16 protein-coding genes and 1 pseudogene are annotated in these 23473 nt (G+C 71.6%); 2 read left to right on the top strand and 15 right to left on the bottom strand.

The genetic code is table 11. The annotated features are described in order from the left end of the window. Nucleotides 1-25 precede the first annotated feature (25 nt). From ACWGN5_RS30845 to folC, 13 genes are all read right to left on the bottom strand, one after another. A complete protein-coding gene (locus ACWGN5_RS30845; RefSeq protein ID WP_453521241.1) occupies nucleotides 26-3862 on the bottom strand; it encodes an Rne/Rng family ribonuclease in 3837 nt (1278 codons plus the stop codon). A gap of 235 nt (nucleotides 3863-4097) precedes the next feature. Next, nucleotides 4098-4889, bottom strand: coding sequence for a TIGR03936 family radical SAM-associated protein (locus tag ACWGN5_RS30840; RefSeq protein WP_453521240.1), 792 nt, complete (start codon nucleotides 4887-4889; stop codon nucleotides 4098-4100). Between the two features lie 230 nt (nucleotides 4890-5119). Continuing rightward, complete coding sequence (locus tag ACWGN5_RS30835) at nucleotides 5120-5755, bottom strand: hypothetical protein (protein ID WP_453521237.1); 636 nt, start codon at nucleotides 5753-5755, stop codon at nucleotides 5120-5122. Between the two features lie 64 nt (nucleotides 5756-5819). Further along, nucleotides 5820-7748 carry a TIGR03960 family B12-binding radical SAM protein gene (locus ACWGN5_RS30830; RefSeq protein WP_369144227.1) on the bottom strand — a complete coding sequence of 643 codons (1929 nt, stop codon included), beginning with the start codon at nucleotides 7746-7748 and terminating at the stop codon, nucleotides 5820-5822. Nucleotides 7749-7800: 52 nt separating this feature from the next. After that, nucleotides 7801-9318, bottom strand: coding sequence for a CYTH and CHAD domain-containing protein (locus ACWGN5_RS30825; protein WP_453521235.1), 1518 nt, complete (start codon nucleotides 9316-9318; stop codon nucleotides 7801-7803). 19 nt (nucleotides 9319-9337) lie between these two features. Next, a complete protein-coding gene (gene rodA / locus ACWGN5_RS30820; protein ID WP_453521234.1) occupies nucleotides 9338-10537 on the bottom strand; it encodes a rod shape-determining protein RodA in 1200 nt (399 codons plus the stop codon). A gap of 10 nt (nucleotides 10538-10547) precedes the next feature. Further along, a complete protein-coding gene (mrdA, locus tag ACWGN5_RS30815; protein ID WP_453521232.1) occupies nucleotides 10548-12782 on the bottom strand; it encodes a penicillin-binding protein 2 in 2235 nt (744 codons plus the stop codon). Nucleotides 12783-12801: 19 nt separating this feature from the next. Further along, nucleotides 12802-13470, bottom strand: coding sequence for a rod shape-determining protein MreD (gene mreD, locus ACWGN5_RS30810; RefSeq protein WP_453521230.1), 669 nt, complete (start codon nucleotides 13468-13470; stop codon nucleotides 12802-12804). Further along, nucleotides 13467-14468 carry a rod shape-determining protein MreC gene (gene mreC / locus ACWGN5_RS30805; protein WP_453521229.1) on the bottom strand — a complete coding sequence of 334 codons (1002 nt, stop codon included), beginning with the start codon at nucleotides 14466-14468 and terminating at the stop codon, nucleotides 13467-13469. Before mreC ends, mreD begins: the two co-directional genes overlap by 4 nt. Nucleotides 14469-14530: 62 nt before the next feature. Continuing rightward, complete coding sequence (locus tag ACWGN5_RS30800) at nucleotides 14531-15550, bottom strand: rod shape-determining protein (protein ID WP_017239313.1); 1020 nt, start codon at nucleotides 15548-15550, stop codon at nucleotides 14531-14533. 211 nt (nucleotides 15551-15761) lie between these two features. Further along, a complete protein-coding gene (ndk, locus tag ACWGN5_RS30795; RefSeq protein WP_041129227.1) occupies nucleotides 15762-16175 on the bottom strand; it encodes a nucleoside-diphosphate kinase in 414 nt (137 codons plus the stop codon). A 66-nt stretch (nucleotides 16176-16241) separates the two neighbouring features. Further along, nucleotides 16242-16598 carry a DUF4233 domain-containing protein gene (locus ACWGN5_RS30790; protein WP_453521226.1) on the bottom strand — a complete coding sequence of 119 codons (357 nt, stop codon included), beginning with the start codon at nucleotides 16596-16598 and terminating at the stop codon, nucleotides 16242-16244. Between the two features lie 5 nt (nucleotides 16599-16603). Further along, a complete protein-coding gene (folC, locus tag ACWGN5_RS30785; RefSeq protein ID WP_453521224.1) occupies nucleotides 16604-18106 on the bottom strand; it encodes a bifunctional tetrahydrofolate synthase/dihydrofolate synthase in 1503 nt (500 codons plus the stop codon). Between the two features lie 127 nt (nucleotides 18107-18233). On the opposite strand from folC, the pseudogene ACWGN5_RS30780 reads away from it, so the two are divergent. Further along, nucleotides 18234-18461 (top strand): annotated as a pseudogene (locus ACWGN5_RS30780) (rod shape-determining protein); the annotation flags it as partial. A gap of 1 nt (nucleotide 18462) precedes the next feature. On the opposite strand, the gene ACWGN5_RS30775 reads toward ACWGN5_RS30780, so the two are convergent. Continuing rightward, a complete protein-coding gene (locus ACWGN5_RS30775; RefSeq protein ID WP_453521222.1) occupies nucleotides 18463-19596 on the bottom strand; it encodes a sensor histidine kinase in 1134 nt (377 codons plus the stop codon). A gap of 137 nt (nucleotides 19597-19733) precedes the next feature. Continuing rightward, the gene (locus ACWGN5_RS30770; RefSeq protein ID WP_453521220.1) at nucleotides 19734-22355 is read right to left on the bottom strand and encodes a valine--tRNA ligase; all 2622 of its coding nucleotides are present in this window, start codon (nucleotides 22353-22355) and stop codon (nucleotides 19734-19736) included. Between the two features lie 138 nt (nucleotides 22356-22493). Here ACWGN5_RS30770 and ACWGN5_RS30765 point away from each other — a divergent pair, with 138 nt between their 5' ends. Then, the gene (locus ACWGN5_RS30765) at nucleotides 22494-23447 is read left to right on the top strand and encodes a hypothetical protein (protein ID WP_453521218.1); all 954 of its coding nucleotides are present in this window, start codon (nucleotides 22494-22496) and stop codon (nucleotides 23445-23447) included. Nucleotides 23448-23473: the final 26 nt, after the last annotated feature.

Genomic DNA, 23473 nt, shown 5'->3' with positions numbered 1-23473 from the left:
GGAGGGACGGCCCGCACCCGGTGGATCAGTCCTGGGCCGGAGCCGCGGTCTTCTCCGCCGCCTTCTTGGCCGTGGCCTTCTTGGCGGTGGTCTTTTTCGCCGCGGTCTTCTTGGTCGCCGCCGTCTTCTTGGTGGCGGCCTTCTTGGCCGTGGCCTTCTTCGCGGTCTTGCGCGCGGCCGTCTTCTTGGCCGGCGCGGCCTCCGCCTCGGCCGGCGCCTCGGTGGCCTCGGCGGGGGCCGTGGTCACCACGACGACGGCCGCCTCCTCGGCGCCCGCGGGCGAACCGGCGGGAGCGGTGGCCTTACGGACCACCCGGCGACGGGCACGCGGCGCGGCGGCCGCGGGGGCCTCCTCGACGACGGGCTCGGCGACGGCCTCGACGACCGGCTCGGCCACCGGCTCCGGCGCCACGACGGGCTCCGGCTCCGCGACGGGAGCGGCCTCGGCGACCGGCTCGGCGACGATCTCGGCGGCGGCGTCCGTGGTCGAGACGACCGGGGACGTCACCCGACGGGTGGCGCGGCGACGGCCACGCGGGGCCGGCGCGGGCGCCTCCTCGGCCACGGGCTCGGCGGCCTGCTCGGCGACGGGCTCCACGACCGGCTCGGCGACCGGCACCGGGGCGGGCTCGGCGACGGGCTTCGGCTCGAAGTCCACGGCCTCGGTCTCCACGACCGGCGCCGGGGCGACCGGCGTCGAGACGACCGGCGCGGACACCCGGCGGGTGGCGCGACGGCGGCCACGACCGCGCGTGGCGGCGGCCTCGGCCTCGGCCTCGGCGACGGAGCCGTACAGCTCCTCGTCCGGGGCGATCGGCACCGGCACGGCCACCGGGGCGGCCAGCTCGGCGGCGACCTCGGCCTCGGTCTCGACCTCGGCCTCGGCAGTCTCCGGCTCCACGGCCTCGGCGTGCTCGTGCTCGTGGACGTGCTCGGCGCCGCCGCGGCCGCGCTTCTTCGAGCGCTTGCCGCCGCCACCGCCACCGGCGGTGGTCGGCTGCTCCATGTGCACGATGACACCGCGGCCGTTGCAGTGGACGCAGGTCTCGGAGAAGGACTCCAGGAGGCCCTGGCCGACCCGCTTGCGGGTCATCTGGACCAGGCCGAGCGAGGTGACCTCGGCCACCTGGTGCTTGGTCCGGTCCCGGCCCAGGCACTCCAGGAGGCGGCGCAGCACCAGGTCGCGGTTGGACTCCAGGACCATGTCGATGAAGTCGATGACGACGATGCCGCCGAGGTCGCGCAGCCGCAGCTGGCGCACGATCTCCTCGGCCGCCTCCAGGTTGTTCCTGGTGACGGTCTCCTCCAGGTTGCCGCCCTGGCCGGTGAACTTGCCGGTGTTGACGTCGACGACGATCATCGCCTCGGTCTTGTCGATCACCAGCGAACCGCCGGAGGGCAGCCAGACCTTGCGGTCGAGCGCCTTCATGAGCTGCTCGTCGATCCGGTACGTCGCGAAGACGTCGACCTCGCTGGTCCACTTGGACAGCCGGTCCACCAGGTCGGGCGCGACGTGGCCGACGTACCCGTGGATGGTCTCCCACGCGTCGTCGCCGCTGACGATGACCTTGGAGAAGTCCTCGTTGAAGATGTCGCGGACGACCCGGACGGTCATGTCCGGCTCGCCGTACAGCAGGGTCGGGGCGTTGCCGCTCTTCGCCTTCTTCTGGATGTCCTCCCACTGCGCCTGCAGTCGCTCGACGTCGCGGCGCAGCTCGTCCTCGCTCGCGCCCTCGGCGGCGGTGCGCACGATGACGCCCGCGTCCTCGGGGACGATCTTCTTGAGGATGGTCTTCAGGCGGGCGCGCTCGGTGTCCGGGAGCTTGCGGCTGATGCCGGTCATCGAGCCCTCGGGGACGTACACGAGGTAACGGCCGGGCAGGGAGACCTGGCTGGTCAGACGGGCGCCCTTGTGGCCGATCGGGTCCTTCGTGACCTGCACGAGGACCGACTGGCCGGACTTGAGGGCGGACTCGATGCGGCGCGGCCCGTTGGCCATGCCGAGCGCCTCGAAGTTGACCTCACCGGCGTACAGGACGGCGTTGCGGCCCTTGCCGATGTCGACGAAGGCGGCCTCCATGGACGGCAGCACGTTCTGGACCTTGCCCAGGTAGACGTTGCCGACGTACGAGGTGGCCTGCTCCTTGTTGACGTAGTGCTCGACGAGCACGTTGTCTTCCAGGACGCCGATCTGGGTGCGCTCGCCGTTCTGGCGGACGACCATGACGCGCTCGACGGCCTCGCGGCGGGCGAGGAACTCGGCCTCGGTGATGATCGGGACGCGGCGGCGGCCCTGCTCGCGGCCTTCGCGGCGGCGCTGCTTCTTGGCCTCCAGGCGGGTCGAGCCCTTGATGGACTGGACCTCGTCGGACGGCTCGGCCTTCTCACGGGCCGGGCGGGGCTCGCGGACCTTGACGACCGTACGGACGCCGTCCTCGTCGGCGCCCTCGGCCTCGGCGGCGGCGTCCCCGCTGCGACGGCGGCGACGGCGGCGACGACGGGAGCTGCTGGAGCCGCCGGCGTAGGCCTCGGCCTCCTCCGGCTCCTCCTCGCCCTCCTCGGCCTCCTCGGCCTCCTCCTCGGCGTGCGGCTCCTCGCCCTCCTCGGTCTCCTCGACCTCGGCGAGCTCACCGCGACGGCGGCGGCGGCCGCCACGGCGGCGACGGCGGGACGGACGGTCCTCGTACTCGTCCGTCTCCTCGACCTCCTCGGCCTCCTCGATCTCGTCGGCGACGGCCTCGACCTCGGGCTCGTCGGCGACGGTGGCCGGGACGGGCTCGACGGCGACGGCCACGGGCTCGCCACGGCGGCGACGGCGACGGCGGGAGCCGGACTCGGCGCGCTCGGCGGGCTCGGCCTCGACGACGGCCTCGACCGTCTCGACGGTCTCGACGGTCTCTTCCTCCTCCGGCTCCTCGACCACGGCGGCGGCGGCCGCGGCGGCGGTCTCCGGGGTCTGGAACATCGGCTCGGCGAAGACCGGGGCCTGGAAGACGGCGACGGCGGGGCGCGCGGCGCGGCGCGGCTCGCGGGCCGGGGCCGGCTCGGAGGTGAACTGCGGGGAGGTGACGCGGCGACGGCCGCGGCCACGGGTGGCGGCGGTCTCGGCGGCGGCGACCTCGGCCTCGTCGGAGGTGATCTGCTCGACGGCGGACGTCGGCAGCGACTCGCCGGTGGCGGCCTCGGTGCTCGCCTCGGGCGAGGTGGCCTTACGGGTGGCACGACGGCGGGTACGGGCCGGCGGGGCGGCCTCCTCGACGACCGGGGCCTCGACGACGGGCTCGGCGGCCGGCTCGGCGGCGGCCACGGGCTCCGCAGCCTCCTCAGCGACCACGGCCGTGGAGGTCACCGGCGAGGTGGCCTTACGGGTGGCACGACGGCGGGTCCGCGGCGCGGCGGCGGCCTCGTCGACGGCGGTCTCGACGGCCGGAGCGGCAGCGACCACCGGTTCGGCGGCCGGAGCGGCAGCGACCACGGGCTCCGCAGCCTCCTCAGCGACCACTGCCGTCACCGGCGAGGTGGCCTTACGGGTGGCACGGCGGCGCGGGCGGGCGGGGGCGGCCTCGGGGGCCTCCTCGACGGCCTCGGCCGCGGGGGTCTCGACGACCGGCTCCACCGCGGCCTCGACCGCGGCCTCCACGGCAGGCGCGGTGGCCTTGCGGGTGGCGCGGCGGCGGGTGCGCGGCGCGGGGGCGGCCTCGGTCTCGGCCGGGGCGGCCTCGACGGCCGGGGCCTCGGTCGCCGGGGTCTCGGCGGTCGCGCCCGTCACCGGCGGACCGGCGGGGCGGGAAGCGGCGCGGCGCCTGCGGCGCGGCGGCAGCTTGTCACCGGGGGCGTTGGTGTCTTCGTTGGACTCGAGCATGCGGGCGGTTCTCCCGTCACGCTCCCGGGCGCCGCGCCTGGTTCCGGTCCGGCGGCACGGTCGCGCCAGTGGCGCGGTGCCGCCGTCCGGGGCGCGGGCGCCGCACGGGAGCTGTATGTCTGGCTCGCCGGTTCCGTACGCCCTGTGCGGACGGCCTGGCGAAAGTCTCCTGGTCAGTGCGCTGCCCGACCCAGGTGGCTCCCGAGTACCAGGGCGGCGCTACGACGACCGCTCCCTACGCGGTACCGGTACCCGGCGCCGTCGCCGGGGCGGTCGCGGCGGCCGTGGGTGAAGCGGCCGTGACTGCCTCGCGGTCGGGCGCGAGCGGGTCGGTCACCGTGCCGGACTCCTCGTCGAAGAGCCCCTGCGCCAGCCTGGTCACCGCAGCGGGGACCGGCGGCGCCAGGTCGGCCACAGCTCGGAGACCGGACAGGACGTCGTCGGGTCGCACGGCAGGTGTCACGTGCCGAACAACCAGCCGCAGTATCGCACAGGCGCTGTCCAGCGGCCTATCACCCTGGGGATCACCCTGGGGACGGAGTGCTGTCAGCTCGGTGACGGCGGAACGGGCGTCGAAGGTGCGGACTCCGTTCTTGGTCTTGCGCTGTACTTCCACCGTCTCGGCGGCGAGAAACGCCTCGACGGCCTTCTCGGCCTCCCCGACGGCGACGCCCTCCAGGCGCAGCTCCCACACGGAGGCGGTGAGCCGGTCGGCGAGACCCGAGGTCCGGGCCTCGACGGCGTCGGTGATGTCGAGGCCCGCCGGGAGGGACTCGTCGAGCAGGACCCGCAGGGTCTCCGGGTCGCGCGTCTCGGTGAGCGCGATCTCCAGGTACTCGGCCTCGGAGCCCGTACCCGTCGGGGCGGCGTTGGCGTACGACACCTTGGGGTGCGGGGTGAAGCCCGCCGAGTACGCCATGGGCACCTCGGCACGGCGCAGCGCACGCTCGAAGGCGCGCTGGAAGTCACGGTGGCTGGTGAACCGGAGGCGGCCGCGCTTGGTGTAGCGCAGTCGGATGCGCTGCACCGCCGGTGCGGGCGGCGGGCCTTCGGGCTGTCGCTTGCCCAGTGGTTCTTCTCCTCGGTGCGGGGCGGCGCGGGTGCGCGCCGTCCACGAGATGTACGGGTTGCCCCAGGGGTCCCGCCCGGTTCACCCCCGCTTCCGCGGGGAGATCTCGGGGGCGGGCGCCGCGCCGGGGACGTTCGCTGTACTACCCAGAGTACGCGCCCGGGCCACCTCCGGTTCCCCGGGCCGGGTCAGCGGGCTCCGCCGAAGAGGGCGATCCGGACCTCACGGGCGGCGGTGCGGACGGCGCGCGCGGCGGCGGCGACGGGCGCCCACACCCAGGTGCGCAGCCAGTGGCCGACGGGGGTGAGGACCGTCCGGTACACCCAGGCGAGGGGCCGGCCGACGAGGTTCCACAGCACCCAGCCGATCGCCCGGCCGACGGCCCCCAGGATCTGTCCGGCGAGGTCCCAGGCCCAGGCGAGCGCGGCGCCGACCGCCCGGGCGACGGGCGCGAGCACGTACCGCCAGAGCCAGCCCAGCGGGGTGACGACCAGCAGGTCGACGACCCACCACAGCCCCTTGAGGACGGGGAGGAGCACCCAGCGCCACAGCCAGGTCAGCGGGGTGACGACGAGCAGGTCGATCACCCACCACAGGGCCCGGCCGACCGGGACGATCACCCACTCCCACAGGAACCGCAGCGGGATCACGACGAGGTAGTGGATCAGCCATCCGAGGGCCCGGCCGACCGGCGCGAGGACCCAGCGCCACAGCTGCTTCATCAGAAAGGCGAAGGCGTCCCAGACCAGCCGGACGGGCAGGACGATCACCAGGGCGACGGCACGCGCCACTCCCGTGAGACAGCCCGGGTTTTCCGTGTTCATGCCCGAAACGACGCGACGGCCCGGCAAAGGGTTTCCCCTTCGCCGGGCCGTCACGCAAGCGTTACTACTTGACCACCGTCAGCGGCAGCAGCTTCTTGCCCGTCGGGCCGACCTGGATCTCGGTCTGCATCGCGGGGCAGACGCCGCAGTCGAAGCACGGGGTCCAGCGGCAGTCCTCGACCTCGGTCTCGTCGAGGGCGTCCTGCCAGTCCTCCCAGAGCCAGTCCTTGTCGAGGCCCGAGTCCAGGTGGTCCCAGGGCAGGACCTCCTCGTAGGTGCGCTCGCGGGTGGTGTACCAGGCGACGTCCACGCCGACCTCGGGGAGGGTCTTCTCGGCGCAGGCCATCCAGCGGTCGTACGAGAAGTGCTCGCGCCAGCCGTCGAAGCGGCCGCCGTCCTCGTACACCGCGCGGATGACCGCGCCGAGGCGGCGGTCGCCGCGGGAGAGGAGGCCCTCGACGATGCCGGGCTTGCCGTCGTGGTAGCGGAAGCCGATCGAGCGGCCGTACTTCTTGTCGCCGCGGATCTTGTCGCGGAGCTTGCGCAGGCGCTCGTCCGTCTCCTCGGCCGAGAGCTGCGGGGCCCACTGGAAGGGGGTGTGCGGCTTGGGGACGAAGCCGCCGATGGAGACGGTGCAGCGGATGTCGTTCTGGCCGGAGACCTTGCGGCCCTCGGCGATCACGTTCATCGCCATGTCGGCGATCTGCAGGACGTCCTCGTCGGTCTCGGTCGGCAGGCCGCACATGAAGTACAGCTTCACCTGGCGCCAGCCGTTGCCGTAGGCCGTCGAGACGGTACGGATGAGGTCCTCTTCCGAGACCATCTTGTTGATGACCTTGCGCATGCGCTCGGAGCCGCCCTCGGGGGCGAAGGTGAGGCCGGAGCGGCGGCCGTTCCTCGTGAGCTCGTTCGCCAGGTCGACGTTGAAGGCGTCGACGCGGGTCGAGGGGAGGGACAGGCCGATCTTGTCCTCCTCGTACCGGTCGGCCAGGCCCTTCGCGATGTCGGCGATCTCCGTGTGGTCCGCGGAGGACAGGGAGAGCAGGCCGACCTCCTCGAAGCCGGTCGCCTTGAGGCCCTTCTCGACCATCTCGCCGATGCCGGTGATGCTTCGCTCCCGCACGGGGCGCGTGATCATGCCGGCCTGGCAGAAGCGGCAGCCGCGGGTGCAGCCGCGGAAGATCTCGACGGACATGCGCTCGTGGACGGTCTCCGCGAGCGGCACGAGGGGCTGCTTGGGGTACGGCCACTCGTCGAGGTCCATGACGGTGTGCTTGGACACGCGCCACGGGACGCCCGACTTGTTCGGGACGACGCGGCCGATGCGGCCGTCCGGCAGGTACTCGACGTCGTAGAACGCCGGGATGTAGACCGAGCCGGTCTTCGCGAGGCGGAAGAGGACCTCCTCGCGTCCGCCGGGCCGGCCCTCGGCCTTCCACTGGCGGATGATCTCGGTCATGTCGAGGACGGCCTGCTCGCCGTCGCCGATGATCGCCGCGTCGATGAAGTCCGCGATCGGCTCGGGGTTGAACGCGGCGTGGCCGCCGGCGAGCACGATCGGGTGGTCGACGGTCCGGTCCTTCGACTCCAGCGGGATGCCCGCCAGGTCGAGGGCGGTGAGCATGTTCGTGTAGCCGAGCTCGGTGGAGAAGCTCAGGCCGAAGACGTCGAACGCGCCGACGGGGCGGTGGCTGTCCACGGTGAACTGCGGCACGTCGTGCTCGCGCATCAGCTCTTCGAGGTCCGGCCACACGCTGTAGGTGCGCTCGGCGAGGACGCCCTCGCGCTCGTTCAGCACCTCGTAGAGGATCATGACGCCCTGGTTGGGCAGGCCGACCTCGTACGCGTCCGGGTACATCAGCGCCCAGCGGACGTCGGCGGACTCCCACGGCTTGACCGTGGAGTTCAGCTCTCCACCGACGTACTGAATCGGCTTCTGCACGTGCGGGAGCAGAGCTTCGAGCTGCGGGAAGACAGACTCGGCAGCAGACATCTCGAACCTTCGTGAGCTGGCAGGGGGGCGACTCTCAAGCGTACCCCGGTGCTCAGCGGCTCAGTGCCGCCCGGATTCTCGGGGCCGAGGCCCGCGCCCACGCCGCGGGCAGTTCCCGCTCCTGTTCCGCGGCCGCCGCCTCCTCGCGGCCGTGGAGAAGTCCCCAGGTGAAGGCGGACTCGCCGGCGGCGTGGGCCTGGACCGCCAGTTCCCGGAGGGTCGCGCGGGCGACCACGGCGTCCTGGTGTTCGCCGAGGAGGGTCTGGACGGCCTTCACGCGCTTGGCGAGCTTCTTCGCGGGCTTGCCGAGGGTGGGGCGGGCCGCGTCGGCGGCGTACCGGGCGCGCTTGGCGGCCTTGCGGGCCGCGTGCAGGGCGAGGTCCCGCTCGTGGCCGGGGTCGAGGGCGAGGGCGTCGTCGACGCGGCCGGCGAGGCGGTCGTGGTCCTTGAGGACGGCGCGGGCGAGGACCTTGCGGGCGTCGCGCCGGGCGGCCTTGCGCAGGGGCGGGTCGGCGAGCAGCGCGTCGAGCGCTTCGAGCAGGGCCAGGTGGCGGTCGGAGTCCAGGGCGGCGAGGGCCCTGCGCCGGGCGCCGGTGCCGCGGGCGGAGGTCCAGATCCGCAGCCGGGCCCTGACGGGGCCGAGGCGGAGGGTCTTGGGGACGTCGTCGATCCGGGCGCTCAGCCGCTCGGTGAGGACTTCCTGGTCGCGGGCGGCGCCGAGCTCGCCGGCGAGCCACTTCAGCTCGTCGCCGAGGGGGTCGGTGACGTCCCGGTCGAGGACGGCGCGGTACGTCTTGAAGGCGCTGCGCAGCCGTCGGCAGGCGACGCGCAGCTGGTGCACGGCGTCGGGGAGGTCGCGGCGGACGGCGGGGTCGAGGGCGACGATCGCCTCGACCTGTTCGCGTACGTAGGCGAGGACGGCGGCTCCGGCGGTGCCGGGCTTTCCGGGGGTGGTCCGCGAGCGGGGCGCGGCGCCGGTCTCCTCCAGTGCCCGCGCCAGTTTCGACGGGGCGTTCGACGGGGTGATGCCCGCCTTCTTCAGGCGTTTCTCGATCGCGTCGAGGATCGTCTCGTCGTCGGTGTCGTCCGCCAGTTCGACTTCGATCTCGGTCCAGGTGGCCTCTCCCCCGTCCGGGAGGCGTTCGGCGTGGACCGTGTCCAGGGAGAGTTCCGCGAGGAGGGTGCCGTCGGCGGCGCGGAGGTGGCGGACGTCGCGGGAGGAGTGGAGGTGGACCGCCGGGACGATGTCGGCGTCGCGGACCCGGGAGCGCAGGAGCCCCGCGAGCGCGTCCGGCAGGGTGTCGCTGAGCGGGGCTCTGATCTCGTCGCGGATTCCGGCGGCGACGGGGAACTTCACGTGCCAGCCGGCGTCGCTCCCGCCGGTGCGGCGGCGGAGGGTGACCCCGTCGGCCGCCAGGCGCAGATCGGGGGTGTCGTGGTAGACGGCGTCGAGTTCCATGACGCCGTCGTCCAGGACGGTCGCGACTCCGGTGACCCGGGTGAGGTCCGGGAGCTCCGTGCCCGCGGTGGCTTCGTACTTCCGCTCGATCTCGCGCTTGGTCTCCGCCATAGCTCGAATCTAGCCGCCGTCAGGCCGTCATGGGCCGCTGTACCCGGATCGACTGGAGCAGTCCGATCGCCACCCACACGGCGAACATCGACGAGCCGCCGTAGGAGACGAACGGCAAGGGCAGTCCGGCGACCGGCATGATGCCGAGGGTCATGCCGATGTTCTCGAAGGACTGGAAGGCGAACCAGGCGATGATCCCGGCCGCGACGACCGTGCCGTAGAGCTCGGTGGTCTCGCGGGCGATCCGGCAGGAGCGCCAGAGGATGACGCCCAGGAGGACGAGGATCAGTCCGGCGCCCACGAAGCCGAGTTCCTCGCCGGCGACGGTGAAGACGAAGTCGGTCTGCTGTTCGGGGACGAACTGACCGGTGGTCTGTGAGCCCTTGAAGAGGCCGGCGCCGAGGAGGCCGCCGGAGCCGATGGCGATGCGGGCCTGGTTGGTGTTGTAGCCGACGCCGGCGGGGTCGAGGTCGGGGTTGGCGAAGGCCGCGAAGCGGTTGATCTGGTACTCGTCGAGCATGCCGAGGGCGGTGACGAGGACCGCGCCGAGGACGCCGGCGCCGATGAGGCCGAGGACCCAACGGTTGGAGGCGCCGGAGGCGAGCAGGACGCCGAGCACGATGACGGCCATGACCATGACGGAGCCGAGGTCGGGCATCAGCATGACGATGCCCATGGGGAGGGCGGCCAGGGCGAGGGCCTTGGCGACGGTGCGGTGGTCGGGGTGGAGCTGGTCGCCGGCGTCGACCTTGGCGGCGAGGAGCATCGCCATCACCAGGATGATCGTGATCTTCACGAACTCACTGGGCTGGAGCGAGAAGCCGCCGCCGACGACGATCCACGCGTGGGCGCCGTTGATGGTGGCGCCCAGCGGGGTGAGGACGGCGAGGATCAGCACGATGGAGAGGCCGTAGAGGATCGGCACCGCACCGCGCAGGGTGCGGTGGCCGAGCCAGATCGTGCCGATCATCAGGGCGAGCCCGATGCCGGTGTTGAGCACGTGCCGGAAGAGGAAGTAGTACGGGTCGCCCTGGTTGAGCTCGGTGCGGCCGCGGGTGGCGGACCAGACGAGCAGCGAGCCGATGCCGGAGAGGGCGAGCGCCGACAGCAGGATGGGCCAGTCGAGCCGGCGGAGCACCGAGTCGCGGGCGGCCAGCTTGGCGAGGGTGCCGCGCTCGGGTGCGTACCGGGAGACGGAGAAGCCGTGGGGTGCGGTCATGGGTTCCTTCTCAGTCCCGGTGCCGGCCCGCGGGCGGGCCCGCGAGGGTCTCGTCGTCGTCCGGCTTCTTCGTGGGGTCCGGGTCGGGCGTGGTGCCGTCCGCCTTCACGGGCGCGTTCGGGTCGATCTTCCCGACCTCGGGGTCGTACGGCTTGATCTTGGGCGCGTCGATGGAGCCGTCGGCCTCGATCTTCGGCAGGGTCGCCTGCGGCCGCGGCAGCAGGGCCCGCTTGAGGTCCTGGTTGCCGGCGTCGTCGAGTCCGTAGAGCGCGTCGTAGATGTTGCGCACGGCGGGGCCGGAGGCGCCGGAGCCGGTACCACCCTGGGAGATCGTCATGACGATCGCGTAGTCCTTGGTGTACGTGGCGAACCAGGAGGTCGTCTGCTTGCCGTAGACCTCGGCGGTACCCGTCTTGGCGTGCATCGGGATCTTGTCCTGCGGCCAGCCGCCGAATCGCCAGGCGGCGGTACCGCGGGTGGCGACTCCCGCGAGGGCTTCCTCTATCAAGTCGCGGGTCTCCGCCGTCATGGGGAGCTTGCCGTGGGACTTGGGCTTGATCTCGGTGACCTTCTTGCCGTCGGGGCTGATGACGGCCTTGCCGACGGTGGGGTTCCAGAGGGTGCCGCCGTTGGCGATGGCGGCGTAGATGGTGGCCATCTGGATGGGGGTGACGAGGGTGTCGCCCTGGCCGATGGAGTAGTTGACGGAGTCACCGGCGCGCATGAGGTTGCCTTCGAGGCAGTTCTCGTAGGAGAGCTGCTGGACGTAGGTGCCGCCGCGCTTGCCGATCTTGCACCAGTAGTCCTTGTTGGCCGCCCAGAAGTCCTGCTTCCACTTGCGGTCGGGGACGCGGCCGGTGACCTCGTTGGGGAGGTCGATGCCGGTCTCGGCGCCGAGGCCGAACTGATGGGCCGTCCGGTAGAACCAGTCCTTGGCGTCCTTCTTCGGCTTCATGCCGCCGTCGTTGAGCCACTGCTGGTGGGCGAGGGCGTAGTAGACGGTGTCGCAGGAGACTTCGAGGGCCTGGCCGAGGGTGATGGAGCCGTGGCCCTGGGACTCGAAGTTCTTGAAGACCTGCCCGCCGATGGCGTACGAGGACGGGCACGGGTAGCGGCCGTTGAACTCGTATCCGGCGTTGACGGCGGCGGTGGTCGACATGACCTTGAAGATGGAGCCGGGGGCGGCCTGGCCCTGGATGGCCCGGTTGAGGAGCGGGAAGTTGGAGTCCTTGCCGGTGAGGGCGGCGTAGTCCTTGGCGGAGATGCCGCCGACCCAGGCGTTGGGGTCGTAGTCGGGCTGCGAGGCCATGGCGACGATGCGGCCGGTCTTGTTCTCCATGACGACGACGGCGCCGGCGTCGGCCTTGTAGTTCTCGCTGGTGTTCTTGTCGTACGTCTTGCGGGCTTCCACCATCGCGTTGTGCAGCTCCCATTCGGCGACCGCCTGGACGCGGGCGTCGATGGAGGTGACGACGTTGGAGCCGGGGACGGCGGGGTCGCTCTTGGCCTGGCCGATGACGCGGCCGAGGTTGTCGACCTCGTAGCGGGTGACGCCGGCCTTGCCGCGCAGTTCCTTGTCGTAGGTGCGCTCCAGGCCGGAGCGGCCGACCTGGTCCGAGCGGAGGAACGGCGAGTCGGTGTCCTTGGCCTTCTCGATCTCGGCGTCGGTGACGGGCGAGAGGTAGCCGAGGACCTGGGAGGTGCGGGACTTGCCGGGGGCCGGGTAGCGGCGGACGGCGGTGGGCTCGGCGGTGATGCCGGGGAAGTCCTCGGCGCGCTCGCGGATCTGGAGGGCCTGCTGGGTGGTGGCCTCGTCGGTGACCGGGATCGGCTGGTAGGGCGAGCCGTTCCAGCAGGGCTTGGGCGTCTCGGAGTCGCAGAGCCGGATCTTGTTGATGACGTCCTGCGGCTTCATGTCGAGGACGTCGGCGAGCCGGGTGAGGACGGCCTTGCCGTCGTCCTTCATCTTCATGAGCTCGGTGCGGGACGCGGAGACCACGAGCCGGGTCTCGTTGTCGGCGAGCGGGACGCCGCGGGCGTCGAGGAGCGAGCCGCGGACGGCGGGCTGGACGACCTGCTGGACGTGGTTGTTCTTCGCCTCGTCCGTGTACTCCTTGCCGTTGCGGATCTGGAGGTACCAGAGCCGGCCCCCCAGCGTGAGGAGCAGGGAGAAGACGAGGATCTGGATGACGACGAGCCGGATCTGGACCCGGGGGGTCCGCCCTGTCTCGGGGATGTTGGTCATGCTGCCGGGGCCCCCTCGGTCACAGTCGCTTGACTCCCTTGATGCGTCCGGCGCGTGAGGCGCGGCTCCGTGCGGCCTTCACGCGCAGGCCGCCGCGCTGGGCGCCGATCCTGAGGCCGGTGCCGGAGGAGAGCCAGCCGGAGGCGACGTCGGCGCCGTTGCCGCCGCCGGCGTCGGCGAGCGGGTCGTTCTCGGCGCGGCGGGCCAGGGCCATGATGAGCGGCACGGTGAAGGGCGCGAGGAGCAGGTCGTAGACGGCCGCGGTGAACAGCAGGAAGCCGAGGCCGACATGGCGGGCGGCGGTGTCGCCGACGAGGGCGCCCACGCCGGCGTACAGCAGGGTGGAGCCGAGGGCCGCGGCGACGACGACGGCCATGGGGCCGCTCGCGGAGGTCAGCCGGCCGTTGTCCGGCTTCGCGAGGCCGACGAGGTAGCCGATGACGCAGAGCACGAGGGCGTAGCGGCCGGCGGCGTGGTCGGCGGGCGGGGCGAGGTCGGAGAGGAGGCCGGCGGTGAAGCCGATGAGGGAGCCGCTGACCGGTCCGTAGACGAGGGCGAGGCCGACGACGGTGAGGAGGACGAGGTCGGGTACGGCTCCGGGGAGCTGGAGGCGGGCGAGGACGGAGACCTGGACGACGAGGGCGACGACGATCAGGGTGGCGGAGAGGAGGATGCGGTTGAACTTCACGGTGTCACGCCCCCCTGGTCCTGCTGTGCCTGCTGGTTCTGACCGTCGCTCTGATTCTGTCCCTGGCCCTGCTCGTTCGCCTGCTGTCCGTCCGGTGGCGGCGGTGTGACCGTGACCGTGACGGTCGGCGCGGGCTTGGGCTTCTGCGGGAGGACCATGTCGCGGGGGTCGGAGCGCGGGGCCTGGACGACGACGCCGACGATGTCGAGCTTGGTGAAGCCGACGTACGGGCGGACGTAGATGTTGCGGGTCAGGCCGCCGCCCGAGGGGTCGACGCGGACGACCTCGCCGACCGGGACGCCCGGTACGAAGGGCTTGTCGGCGCGGGAGCCGAAGGTGACGAGCCGGTCGCCGGGCTTCACCTTGGCCTTGCCGTTGAGGAGCTGGACGAGCAGGGGGCTGTCGCCCTGGCCGGTGGCGAAGCCGAGTTCGTCGCTCTTCTCCATGCGGGTGCCGACGGTGAAGTCGGGGTCGTTGGCGAGGAGGACGGTGGAGGTGGAGGGGCCGACGGTGGTGACGCGGCCGACCAGACCGGCGCCGTTGAGGACGGTCATGTCGCGCTTGATGCCGTCGCGGGCGCCGATGTCGATGGTGACGGTCCAGGAGAAGCCCTGGGCCGCTCCTATGGCGATGACCTGGGCGCCCTTGATGCCGTACTGCCCGGCGCCGGCGGTCTTGAGCATGGTGTCGAGCTCGTGGAGCCGGTTGCGGTTGCGGTCGTCGCTGCCGAGCTTCGCCTTCAGCTCGGCGTTCTCCTTCTCCAGGGCGGCGATCCGGGTGTGCCGCTCGCCGGAGTCCCGTACCGCGCCTATGGCGTTGCCGACGGGATCGACGGCGGCCGCCACACCGTTCTCGACGGGCCCGAAGACCGCCGCTGCGGCCTGCCGGGCACCGTCGACGGGTGACTCCTGACCGCCGCGGATGTCCACCGTGATCAGTGCGAACGCGATGGCGATCAGCAGCACCAGGAGCAGCCGGCTCTCTCGTGTGTCCCTCACGTGCGGCGGCCGTGCCTTTCCTCGTGGTTCGGTTGTTCGGCTGTTCGGTTGAACTGTCGTCGCTAGCGACGCGGCTGGGCGTCCAGCACCTGCTGGAGAGCCTCGAACTCCTCCACGCACTTGCCGGAGCCGAGCGCCACCGAGTCCAGCGGGTCCTCGGCGATGTGGATCGGCATGCCGGTCTCGCGCCGGAGGCGCTCGTCGAGGCCGCGGAGCAGGGCGCCGCCACCCGTGAGAACGATGCCGCGGTCCATGACGTCACCGGAGAGCTCCGGCGGGCACTTGTCGAGGGTGGTCTTCACGGCGTCGACGATCGCGTTGACCGGCTCCTCGATGGCCTTGCGGACCTCGGCGGCGGAGATGACCACGGTCTTGGGCAGACCGGAGACGAGGTCGCGGCCGCGGATCTCGGTGTGCTCGTCCTTGTCGAGGTCGTACGCGGAGCCGATGGTGATCTTGATCTGCTCGGCGGTGCGCTCGCCGAGGAGGAGCGAGTACTCCTTCTTGATGTGCTGGATGATCGCGTTGTCCAGCTCGTCGCCGGCGACCCGGATGGACTGTGCCGTGACGATTCCTCCGAGGGAGATGACGGCGACCTCGGTGGTGCCGCCGCCGATGTCGACGACCATGTTGCCGGTGGCCTCGTGGACGGGGAGGCCCGAGCCGATGGCCGCCGCCATGGGCTCCTCGATGATGTGCACCTGACGGGCGCCGGCCTGGGTCGACGCCTCGATGACGGCGCGGCGCTCCACTCCGGTGATGCCGGAGGGCACGCAGACGACGACGCGGGGGCGGGCCAGGTAGCGGCGCTTGTGGATCTTGAGGATGAAGTAGCGGAGCATCCGCTCGGTGATCTCGAAGTCGGCGATCACGCCGTCCTTGAGCGGGCGCACGGCGACGATGTTGCCGGGGGTCCGGCCGATCATCTTCTTCGCCTCGGCGCCGACCGCGAGGATGCCCCCGGTGTTGGTGTTGATGGCGACGACTGACGGCTCGTTCAGAACGATGCCTCGACCCCTGACGTACACCAGCGTGTTGGCGGTCCCGAGGTCGACAGCCATGTCACGGCCGATGAACGACATGAAGTTCCCCTTGATTTCCCATGGCTGAGAGTGGTGCGGCGTGGAGTTTTCCATCGTAGTGCCGCCCGCGCGGATGGCGCGCGTTGGTCCACCTCAGTACTGGTGACGGCAGGACGCGGCGATCCGTTCCCGGGATTGGCGTTCATATGCCTGGGGGCGGCCGAAATTCCTTCGGTCGCCCCACAGTGTGCATCGTTCGGCTGACTTCGCGTCAGACGAGACCCGGGAAGAAGATCTTCAGCTCGCGGGCCGCGGACTCCTCCGAGTCCGAGGCGTGGATCAGGTTCTCGCGGACGATGGTGCCGAAATCGCCCCGGATGGAGCCCGGCGCGGCGGCGATCGGGTCGGTCGGGCCGGCCAGCGTGCGCAGGCCCTCGATGACCCGCTCGCCCTCGACGACGAGCGCGACGACCGGACCGGACTGCATGAAGCCCATGAGCGGCTCGTAGAAGGGCTTGCCCTTGTGCTCGCCGTAATGCTGCTCCAGCGTGTCCTGGTCGAGCTCGCGCAGCTCCAGGGCCGTGATGGTCCAGCCGGCCTTGCGCTCGATACGGCCGATGATCTCGCCGATCAGACCACGGCGGACGGCGTCGGGCTTGAGCAGGACGAGCGATCGCTGGCTCACGGGGGGACTCCTTCGGAAAAACGGTGTGCGGGACCTCCGAGGCTACAGGGCCCGCACCCCCGTCGATTACGCAGCGTCAGGCCCTGCCGAGGCCTGTGCCGCGGCCCAGCGGGCCTTGGTCTCGTCGATCCGACGGCCGTAGTGCACCGAGGCCCACCACAGACCGGCGAAGACCGCGCCCAGGAAGAACATGGTGGGGACGAAGAAGCCGCTGAGGATCAGCCCGACCTGGAGCGCCCAGCCGAGCTGCACCCCGCCGGGCCTGGTGAGCATCCCGCACAGCAGCACCGAGACGGCCATGGCCACGCCGCAGACCCACCAGACGGTGGACGTGGCGAGGCTGTCGTCCTTCATGGCGACGAGACCGGCGAAGCCGATCACGAAGAACTCGCCGATGAGCGTCGAGGAACAGAGCACACGCATCGGGTTCAGCCCCTTCGCAGCAGCAGCCGGGCGTCGCCGACCGTGAAGATCGAACCGGTCACGAGGACACCCGCGCCGCCGTACTCGGCCTCTTCCTCCGCGAGGGTGATGGCCGCCTCGATGGCGTCGGGCAGCCGCGGCTCGACGACGACCCGGTCCTCGCCGAAGACCTCGACCGCGATCGCGGCGAGCGCGTCCACGTCGGTGGCCCGCGGGTTGGAGTTCGCGGTGACCACGACCTCCGCGAAGATCGGCTCGAAGGCCTCCAGGAGCCCCTTGGCGTCCTTGTCGCCGCTCGTGGAGACCACGCCGACGAGCCGGGAGAAGCCGAAGGCCTCGCTGATGCCCTCCGCCGTCGCCCGCGCGCCGTGCGGGTTGTGCGCGGCGTCCAGGATGACGGTCGGTGAGGAGCGGACGATCTCCAGGCGGCCGGGCGAGGCCACCTGGGCGAAGGCCCGGCGGACCGTGTCGATGTCCAGCGTCCTGGCGTGCTCGGCGCCGATCCCGAAGAAGGCCTCGACCGCCGCGAGCGCCACCGCGGCGTTGTGCGCCTGGTAGGCGCCGTGCAGCGGCAGGAAGAGGTCCTCGTACTCGCCGCCGAGGCCGCGCAGGGTGAGGAGCTGGCCGCCGACCGCGACCTCGCGGGAGACCACGCCGAACTCCATGCCCTCGCGGGCCACGGTCGCGTCCGCCTCCACGGCCTTCTTCAGCAGGACCTGGGCCGCGTCGACCGGCTGCTGGGCCAGGATGACGGTCGCGCCCTGCTTGATGATCCCCGCCTTCTCGGCCGCGATCTCGGCGGTCGTGCCGCCGAGCCGGTCGGTGTGGTCGAGGTCGATGGGGGTGACGACGGCGACGGAGGCGTCGATGACGTTCGTCGCGTCCCAGGTGCCGCCCATGCCGACCTCGACGACGGCCGCGTCGACCGGGGCGTCCGCGAAGGCCGCGTACGCCATGCCGGTGAGGACCTCGAAGAAGGAGAGCCGGTACTCCTCGCGGGCGTCGACCAGCTCCACGTACGGCTTGACGTCCTGGTACGTCTCGATGAACCGCTCCGCGGAGATCGGGGCGCCGTCCAGGCTGATCCGCTCGGTGATGGTCTGCACGTGCGGCGAGGTGTAGCGCCCGGTGCGCAGCTCGAAGGCGCCGAGCAGGGCCTCGATCATGCGGGCCGTCGACGTCTTGCCGTTGGTGCCGGTGATGTGGATCGAGGGGTACGCGCGCTGCGGCTCGCCGAGGACGTCCATCAGGGCCGCGATCCGGGTGACCGAGGGATCCAGCTTGGTCTCGCCCCAGCGGGTGGACAGCTCGGTCTCGACCTCGCGCAGCGCCTTGTCCAGCTCGGGGTCCTCGGGGCGGCTGGGCACGGGGTCGCCCTGCGGCGGGCCGCCCTGCGTGCGCAGGGTACGGCTGCCGGCCTCGATCACCGCCAGGTCGGGGTCGCGCTGGGTCTCGGTGTCGACGATGTCGTCGAACTGGTCGTCGCTCTGGTCGCTCGGCTCGCTCACGGGCCCAGTCTACGGAGCGGCACCGACAGGACGATGGACCCACCCCTTTCGGGACTTTCGGTCCACCGTCGGCGCGATCACCCCGGCAAACGTGGCGATCATGGACATGGGGATCGACCCCGGCACGGAGGAGTGCCCGCAGGAGCTGTCCGGCGACGTGATGGAGCACGGCATCGTGCTGACCGGCGGCGGGGCGCTGCTGCCGGGCCTGGACCTGCGGATGGCCTCGGCGACCGGCATCCCGGTCTTCGTCGCGGACGAGCCGCTGGACTGCGTCGCGCTGGGCTCGGGCCGGTGCGTGGAGGACTTCGACGGGCTCCAGCGGGTCCTGGGGAAGGCGGAGACGGTCCGCTGAGCTAGAGCCCCGTCGGGAGTAGTGCAGTCACCACGTAGGCGCCGTCCTCCCGGCGGGCCTTCAGGGTGCCGCCCATGCTCGTGACGCGCTCCTCCATGGAGAACAGGCCGGTGCCGGTCGAGACGGGCGCCGGGTCCGGCGGGCTCTTCGGCAGCGGGTTGCGCACCTCGATCCGCAGATCGGGTCCCGCCACGCCGATCGCGACCGTCACGGGGAGGCCGGGCGCGTGCTTGGCGGCGTTCGTCAGGCACTCCCGGACGACGCGGTGGACGGCGGCCTGCCGGAGCGGGGACAGCGCCTTGGCCTCCTCGGCGACCGTCAGTTCGACGGGGCTGCCCATCCGCTCGCTCTCCCCCGCGAGCCCGGCGAGCCCTTCGAGGCCGGGGGTGGCGGCGTCCCGGTCGGCGCGGCGCACGATCGTCTCGTTGAGCATGAGGTGGGCGCGCCGAGCGGTGTCCGCGAGCTCCTCGAAGTCCTTCTGGTGGGCCTCTCCCCTGGCCCGTACGGCGAGGACCTCGGCCCGCACCGCGAGGACGGTGAGCTCGCGGCCGACCAGGTCGTGGACGTCCCGGCCGACGGAGATCCGCTCCTCCTGCACGGCCTGCCGGGCGGCGGCGTCGCGGCGCTGGACCTCCAGGGCGCGGACGAGGTCCTGGCGGTACGCGGCGATGCCGACGCCCGCCGCGAGGACGCCGATCGGGACGACGAGGCTGAGGAAGTCGCTGACGGTCTCGCCGTGTTCGGCGGGCCAGCCGGGCAGGAGGAAGTAGGCGTAGGCGACGGCGACGTACAGCAGGGTCGCGGCGATCGCGGCGCGCCGCCCGCGGAACCGGCCGATCGAGTACAGCGCGAACTGGATCATGGTCAGCTCGTGCAGCCAGCCCATCAGGCCGAGCGCCACCACGTACGGCAGCCAGGGCAGCCGGCGGCGCAGGACCAGGGTCGCCGCGCCGGCGGCCAGGACGAGGGTCGCGGTGACGCCGGTGAGGGAGTTGTCGGCGCGGGCGAGCCCCGGCACGTCCAGGACCATGAGGCCGAAGGCGCTGAGCGCGGCGACGACGTCGAGGGCGCGGGGCGAGACGGCCCACCGGTCCACGCAACGGCGGAGCGCGGGGACGGTGGGGAGGCGGAGCATGCCTTCCATCATCCCGGGTCTTTCGTCCCGGGCCCATGGACTTCGGTCACAAGTCGCGTGATGTCACCCACAAACGGACAAAGCCGAAGGGGCCCGGAACCGCGGGAAGCGGTTCCGGGCCCCTTCGGGCGTCCGGATCAGGCCTGCGGCAGGGCCGCCAGCTGGCTCTGGATGCGGGCGATGTCCTCGTCCGCCTTGGCGAGCCGGCCCTTGATCTTGTCCACGACGTTGTCGGGGGCCTTGGCCAGGAAGGCCTCGTTCCCGAGCTTGGCCTCGGCCTGCGCCTTCTCCTTCTCGGCCGCCGCGAGGTCCTTCGCGAGGCGCTTGCGCTCGGCGGCGACGTCGATCGTGCCCGAGAGGTCGAGCGCGACGGTGGCACCGGCGACCGGCAGGGTGGCGGTGGCGGAGAAGCCCTCGCCCTCCGGCTGGAGGCGCAGGATCTGGCGGATGGCCGCCTCGTGCGCGACGAGCGGGGTGCCGTCGAGCGTGAGGCGGGCCGGCACCTTCTGGGCGTCCTGGAGGCCCTGCTCCTTGCGGAAGCGGCGGACCTCGGTGACGACCTGCTGGACGAGCTCGATCTCCTTCTCGGCGGCCGCGTCGCGGAAGCCACTGTCCTTCGGCCAGTCGGCGATCACGAGGGACTCACCGCCGGTGAGCGTCGTCCACAGGGTGTCGGTGACGAACGGGACGATCGGGTGAAGGAGCCGCAGCATGACGTCCAGGACCTCGCCGAGGACCCGGCCGGAGACCTTGGCACCCTCGCCCCCCGCGAAGAACGTGGTCTTCGACAGCTCGACGTACCAGGCGAAGACCTCGTCCCACGCGAAGTGGTAGAGGGCGTCGGCGAGCTTGGCGAACTGGTAGTCGTCGTAGTAGGCGTCCACCTCGGCGACGACGTTGTTCAGGCGGGACAGGATCCAGCGGTCGGTCGCCGACATCTCGGAGGCGTCCGGCAGCGGGCCCTCGATCGTGGCGCCGTTCATCATCGCGAAGCGGGTCGCGTTCCAGATCTTGTTGGCGAAGTTCCGGGACGCCTGGACCCAGTCCTCGCCGATCGGGACGTCGACGCCCGGGTTGGCGCCCTTGGCCAGGGTGAAACGCAGGGCGTCGGAGCCGTACTTGTCCATCCAGTCCAGCGGGTTGACCGTGTTCCCGAACGACTTCGACATCTTCTTGCCGAACTCGTCGCGGACCATGCCGTGGAACGCGATCGTGTGGAACGGCGGCTGCCCGTCCATCGCGTACAGGCCGAACATCATCATCCGGGCGACCCAGAAGAACATCAGGTCGTAGCCCGTGACCAGGACGGAGTTCGGGTAGAACTTCTCCAGGTCCGGGGTCTGCTCCGGCCAGCCCATCGTGGAGAACGGCCACAGGCCGGAGGAGAACCACGTGTCGAGGACGTCGGTGTCCTGCGTCCAGCCCTCACCCGTCGGCGGCTCCTCGTCCGGGCCGACGCAGACCAGCTCGCCGTTCGGGCCGTGCCAGACGGGGATGCGGTGGCCCCACCACAGCTGGCGCGAGATGCACCAGTCGTTGAGGTTGTCGACCCAGTCGAAGTAGCGCTGCGACATGTCGGCCGGGTGGATGTTGACCCGACCGTCGCGGACCGCGTCGCCGGCGGCCTTGGCGAGGGTCTCGACCTTGACCCACCACTGCAGGGACAGACGCGGCTCCAGCGTCGTCTTGCAGCGCGAGCAGTGGCCCACGGAGTGGACGTACGGGCGCTTCTCGGCGACGATCCGGCCCTCGGCGCGCAGGGCGGCGACGATGGCGGAGCGGGCCTCGAAGCGGTCCAGACCCTGGAAGGGGCCGTGGGTGGTGATCACACCGCGCTCGTCGAGGACCTCGATGGATTCGAGGTTGTGGCGCTGGCCGATGGCGAAGTCGTTCGGGTCGTGCGCCGGGGTCACCTTGACGGCGCCGGTGCCGAACTCGGGGTCGACGTGCGTGTCGGCGACGACCGGGATCGTACGGTCGGTCAGCGGCAGCTTGATCTGCTTGCCGATCAGGTGGGCGTAGCGCTCGTCGTCGGGGTGGACGGCGACGGCGGTGTCACCGAGCATCGTCTCGGCGCGTGTCGTGGCGACGACGATGGTGTCGTCCCCCTCGCCGTACGTCATGGAGACGAGCTCGCCGTCGTCCTCCTGGTAGTCCACCTCGATGTCGGAGATGGCCGTCAGACAGCGCGGGCACCAGTTGATGATGCGCTCGGCGCGGTAGATCAGCTCGTCGTCGTAGAGCTTCTTGAAGATGGTCTGGACGGCACGGGACAGGCCCTCGTCCATGGTGAAGCGGTCCCGGCTCCAGGCGAGGCCCTCACCGAGGCGCCGCATCTGGCCGGCGATCTGGCCGCCGGACTCGGCCTTCCACTCCCAGACACGCTCGACGAAGGCCTCGCGGCCCAGGTCGTGGCGGGACTTGCCCTCCTTGGCGAGCTCGCGCTCGACGACGTTCTGGGTGGCGATGCCGGCGTGGTCCATGCCCGGCTGCCACAGCGTCTCGAAGCCCTGCATGCGCTTGCGGCGGGTGAGGGCGTCGATCAGCGTGTGCTCGAAGGCGTGGCCCAGGTGGAGCGAGCCCGTGACGTTCGGCGGCGGGATGACGATGGTGTACGCCGGCTTCTCGCTCTTCGCGTCCGCCTCGAAGTACCCGCGCTCTACCCAGCGCTCGTACAGCGGCCCCTCTACCTCGGCCGGCGCGTACTGGGTCGGCAGTTCGGTGGTGGGCGCTGTCTGCTGCTGAGTGTTCTCGGTCACGGGGCCAGTTTAGGGGTGTCCCGGTGGTGTCCTGAAACGCTTTGGTTCGGTAACGGTGTGGCCCCCGCCGCACTCACCGGCCACGGGTTCCGCCAGGATGTTCGGCAGACATAAACATCCTGTGAGGGGAACCTGTCCATGAGCTACAACCAGCCGGGCCCGTACGGCGGCCAGCAGCCCGGTCCCTACGGCCAGCCGGGCCCTTACGGCCAGCAGCCGCAGCAGCCCGGCCCGTACGGCCAGCCGCAGGCTCCGCAGCCGGGTTACGGGTACCCCCAGCAGGCCCCGCAGGGCGTTCCGCCGCAGCAGCCGCCCTACGGCTACCCGCAGCAGCCCCAGCAGCCCGGCCCGTACGGCCAGCAGCCGCAGTACGGCGCCCCCCAGGGCCCCGGCGGCTACGTCCCCCACCCGCCGGCCCCGAAGAAGTCCAAGGCCGGCTGGATCATCGCCGCGGTCGCGGTCGTCGCGGCGATCGGCGTGGGCGCGTACTTCGTGATCGGCGGCGGTGGCGGCGGCGCGGTCGCGGACGACGGCCCGCACAAGCTGATCACGCCGGAGACGGTGCTGGGCGAGTACAAGAAGGGCCCTGACAAGGGCAAGTCGAGCGGCGACGACTCCCTCAAGGAGGCCGAGCAGAACGGCGTCAAGAACGCCCAGCAGGTCAAGGCCTCCTACCAGGTGGAGAACAAGGCCAACCCGCTCGCGGCCAAAATGCTCTCCTTCAACGGTCTGTACGGCGAGATCGAGGACCCCGAGAAGGTCGTCGACGCCATCTTCGCCAGCGCCAAGACCGAGGCCGACAAGGACGCCGGCAACGGCGACGCGCCGCAGCTGGAGGGCAGCCCCCAGGAGTTCACACCCGCCGACCTCGACGGCGCGGTCCTGAAGTGCCAGCAGGCCAAGACGAAGGCCGACGCGTCCACCGGCGCGCCCGCGTTCACCATCCCGATGTGCGTGTGGGCCGACCACAGCACCGTGGGCTTCGTCGTCCCGGTCGACATGGCCTCGATGATGGCGGGCAAGGGCGGCTCCCTCGACGACGCCGCCGCCACCACCGCCAAGCTCCGCAAGGAAGTCCGCGTCAAGGCCTGATCCGAGGCGCGCACACGGAGAAGGGG

This window comes from Streptomyces sp. NPDC055815, from assembly GCF_053616475.1.
Note: the sequence above shows the minus strand (reverse complement) of the source record. Positions and strands in the feature narration are given on the sequence as shown.

What these genes read in the sequence shown, in the direction of transcription:
- ACWGN5_RS30800 (WP_017239313.1), bottom strand. Translation starts at nt 15,550, where the DNA reads ATGTCGTTCATCGGCCGTGACATGGCTGTCGACCTCGGGACCGCCAAC.
- ACWGN5_RS30790 (WP_453521226.1), bottom strand. Translation starts at nt 16,598, where the DNA reads ATGCGTGTGCTCTGTTCCTCGACGCTCATCGGCGAGTTCTTCGTGATC.
- ACWGN5_RS30835 (WP_453521237.1), bottom strand. Translation starts at nt 5,755, where the DNA reads ATGAACACGGAAAACCCGGGCTGTCTCACGGGAGTGGCGCGTGCCGTC.
- ACWGN5_RS30830 (WP_369144227.1), bottom strand. Translation starts at nt 7,748, where the DNA reads ATGTCTGCTGCCGAGTCTGTCTTCCCGCAGCTCGAAGCTCTGCTCCCG.
- ACWGN5_RS30775 (WP_453521222.1), bottom strand. Translation starts at nt 19,596, where the DNA reads ATGCTCCGCCTCCCCACCGTCCCCGCGCTCCGCCGTTGCGTGGACCGG.
- mrdA (WP_453521232.1), bottom strand. Translation starts at nt 12,782, where the DNA reads ATGACCAACATCCCCGAGACAGGGCGGACCCCCCGGGTCCAGATCCGG.
- ACWGN5_RS30825 (WP_453521235.1), bottom strand. Translation starts at nt 9,318, where the DNA reads ATGGCGGAGACCAAGCGCGAGATCGAGCGGAAGTACGAAGCCACCGCG.
- ACWGN5_RS30845 (WP_453521241.1), bottom strand. Translation starts at nt 3,862, where the DNA reads ATGCTCGAGTCCAACGAAGACACCAACGCCCCCGGTGACAAGCTGCCG.
- ACWGN5_RS30765 (WP_453521218.1), top strand. Translation starts at nt 22,494, where the DNA reads ATGAGCTACAACCAGCCGGGCCCGTACGGCGGCCAGCAGCCCGGTCCC.
- rodA (WP_453521234.1), bottom strand. Translation starts at nt 10,537, where the DNA reads ATGACCGCACCCCACGGCTTCTCCGTCTCCCGGTACGCACCCGAGCGC.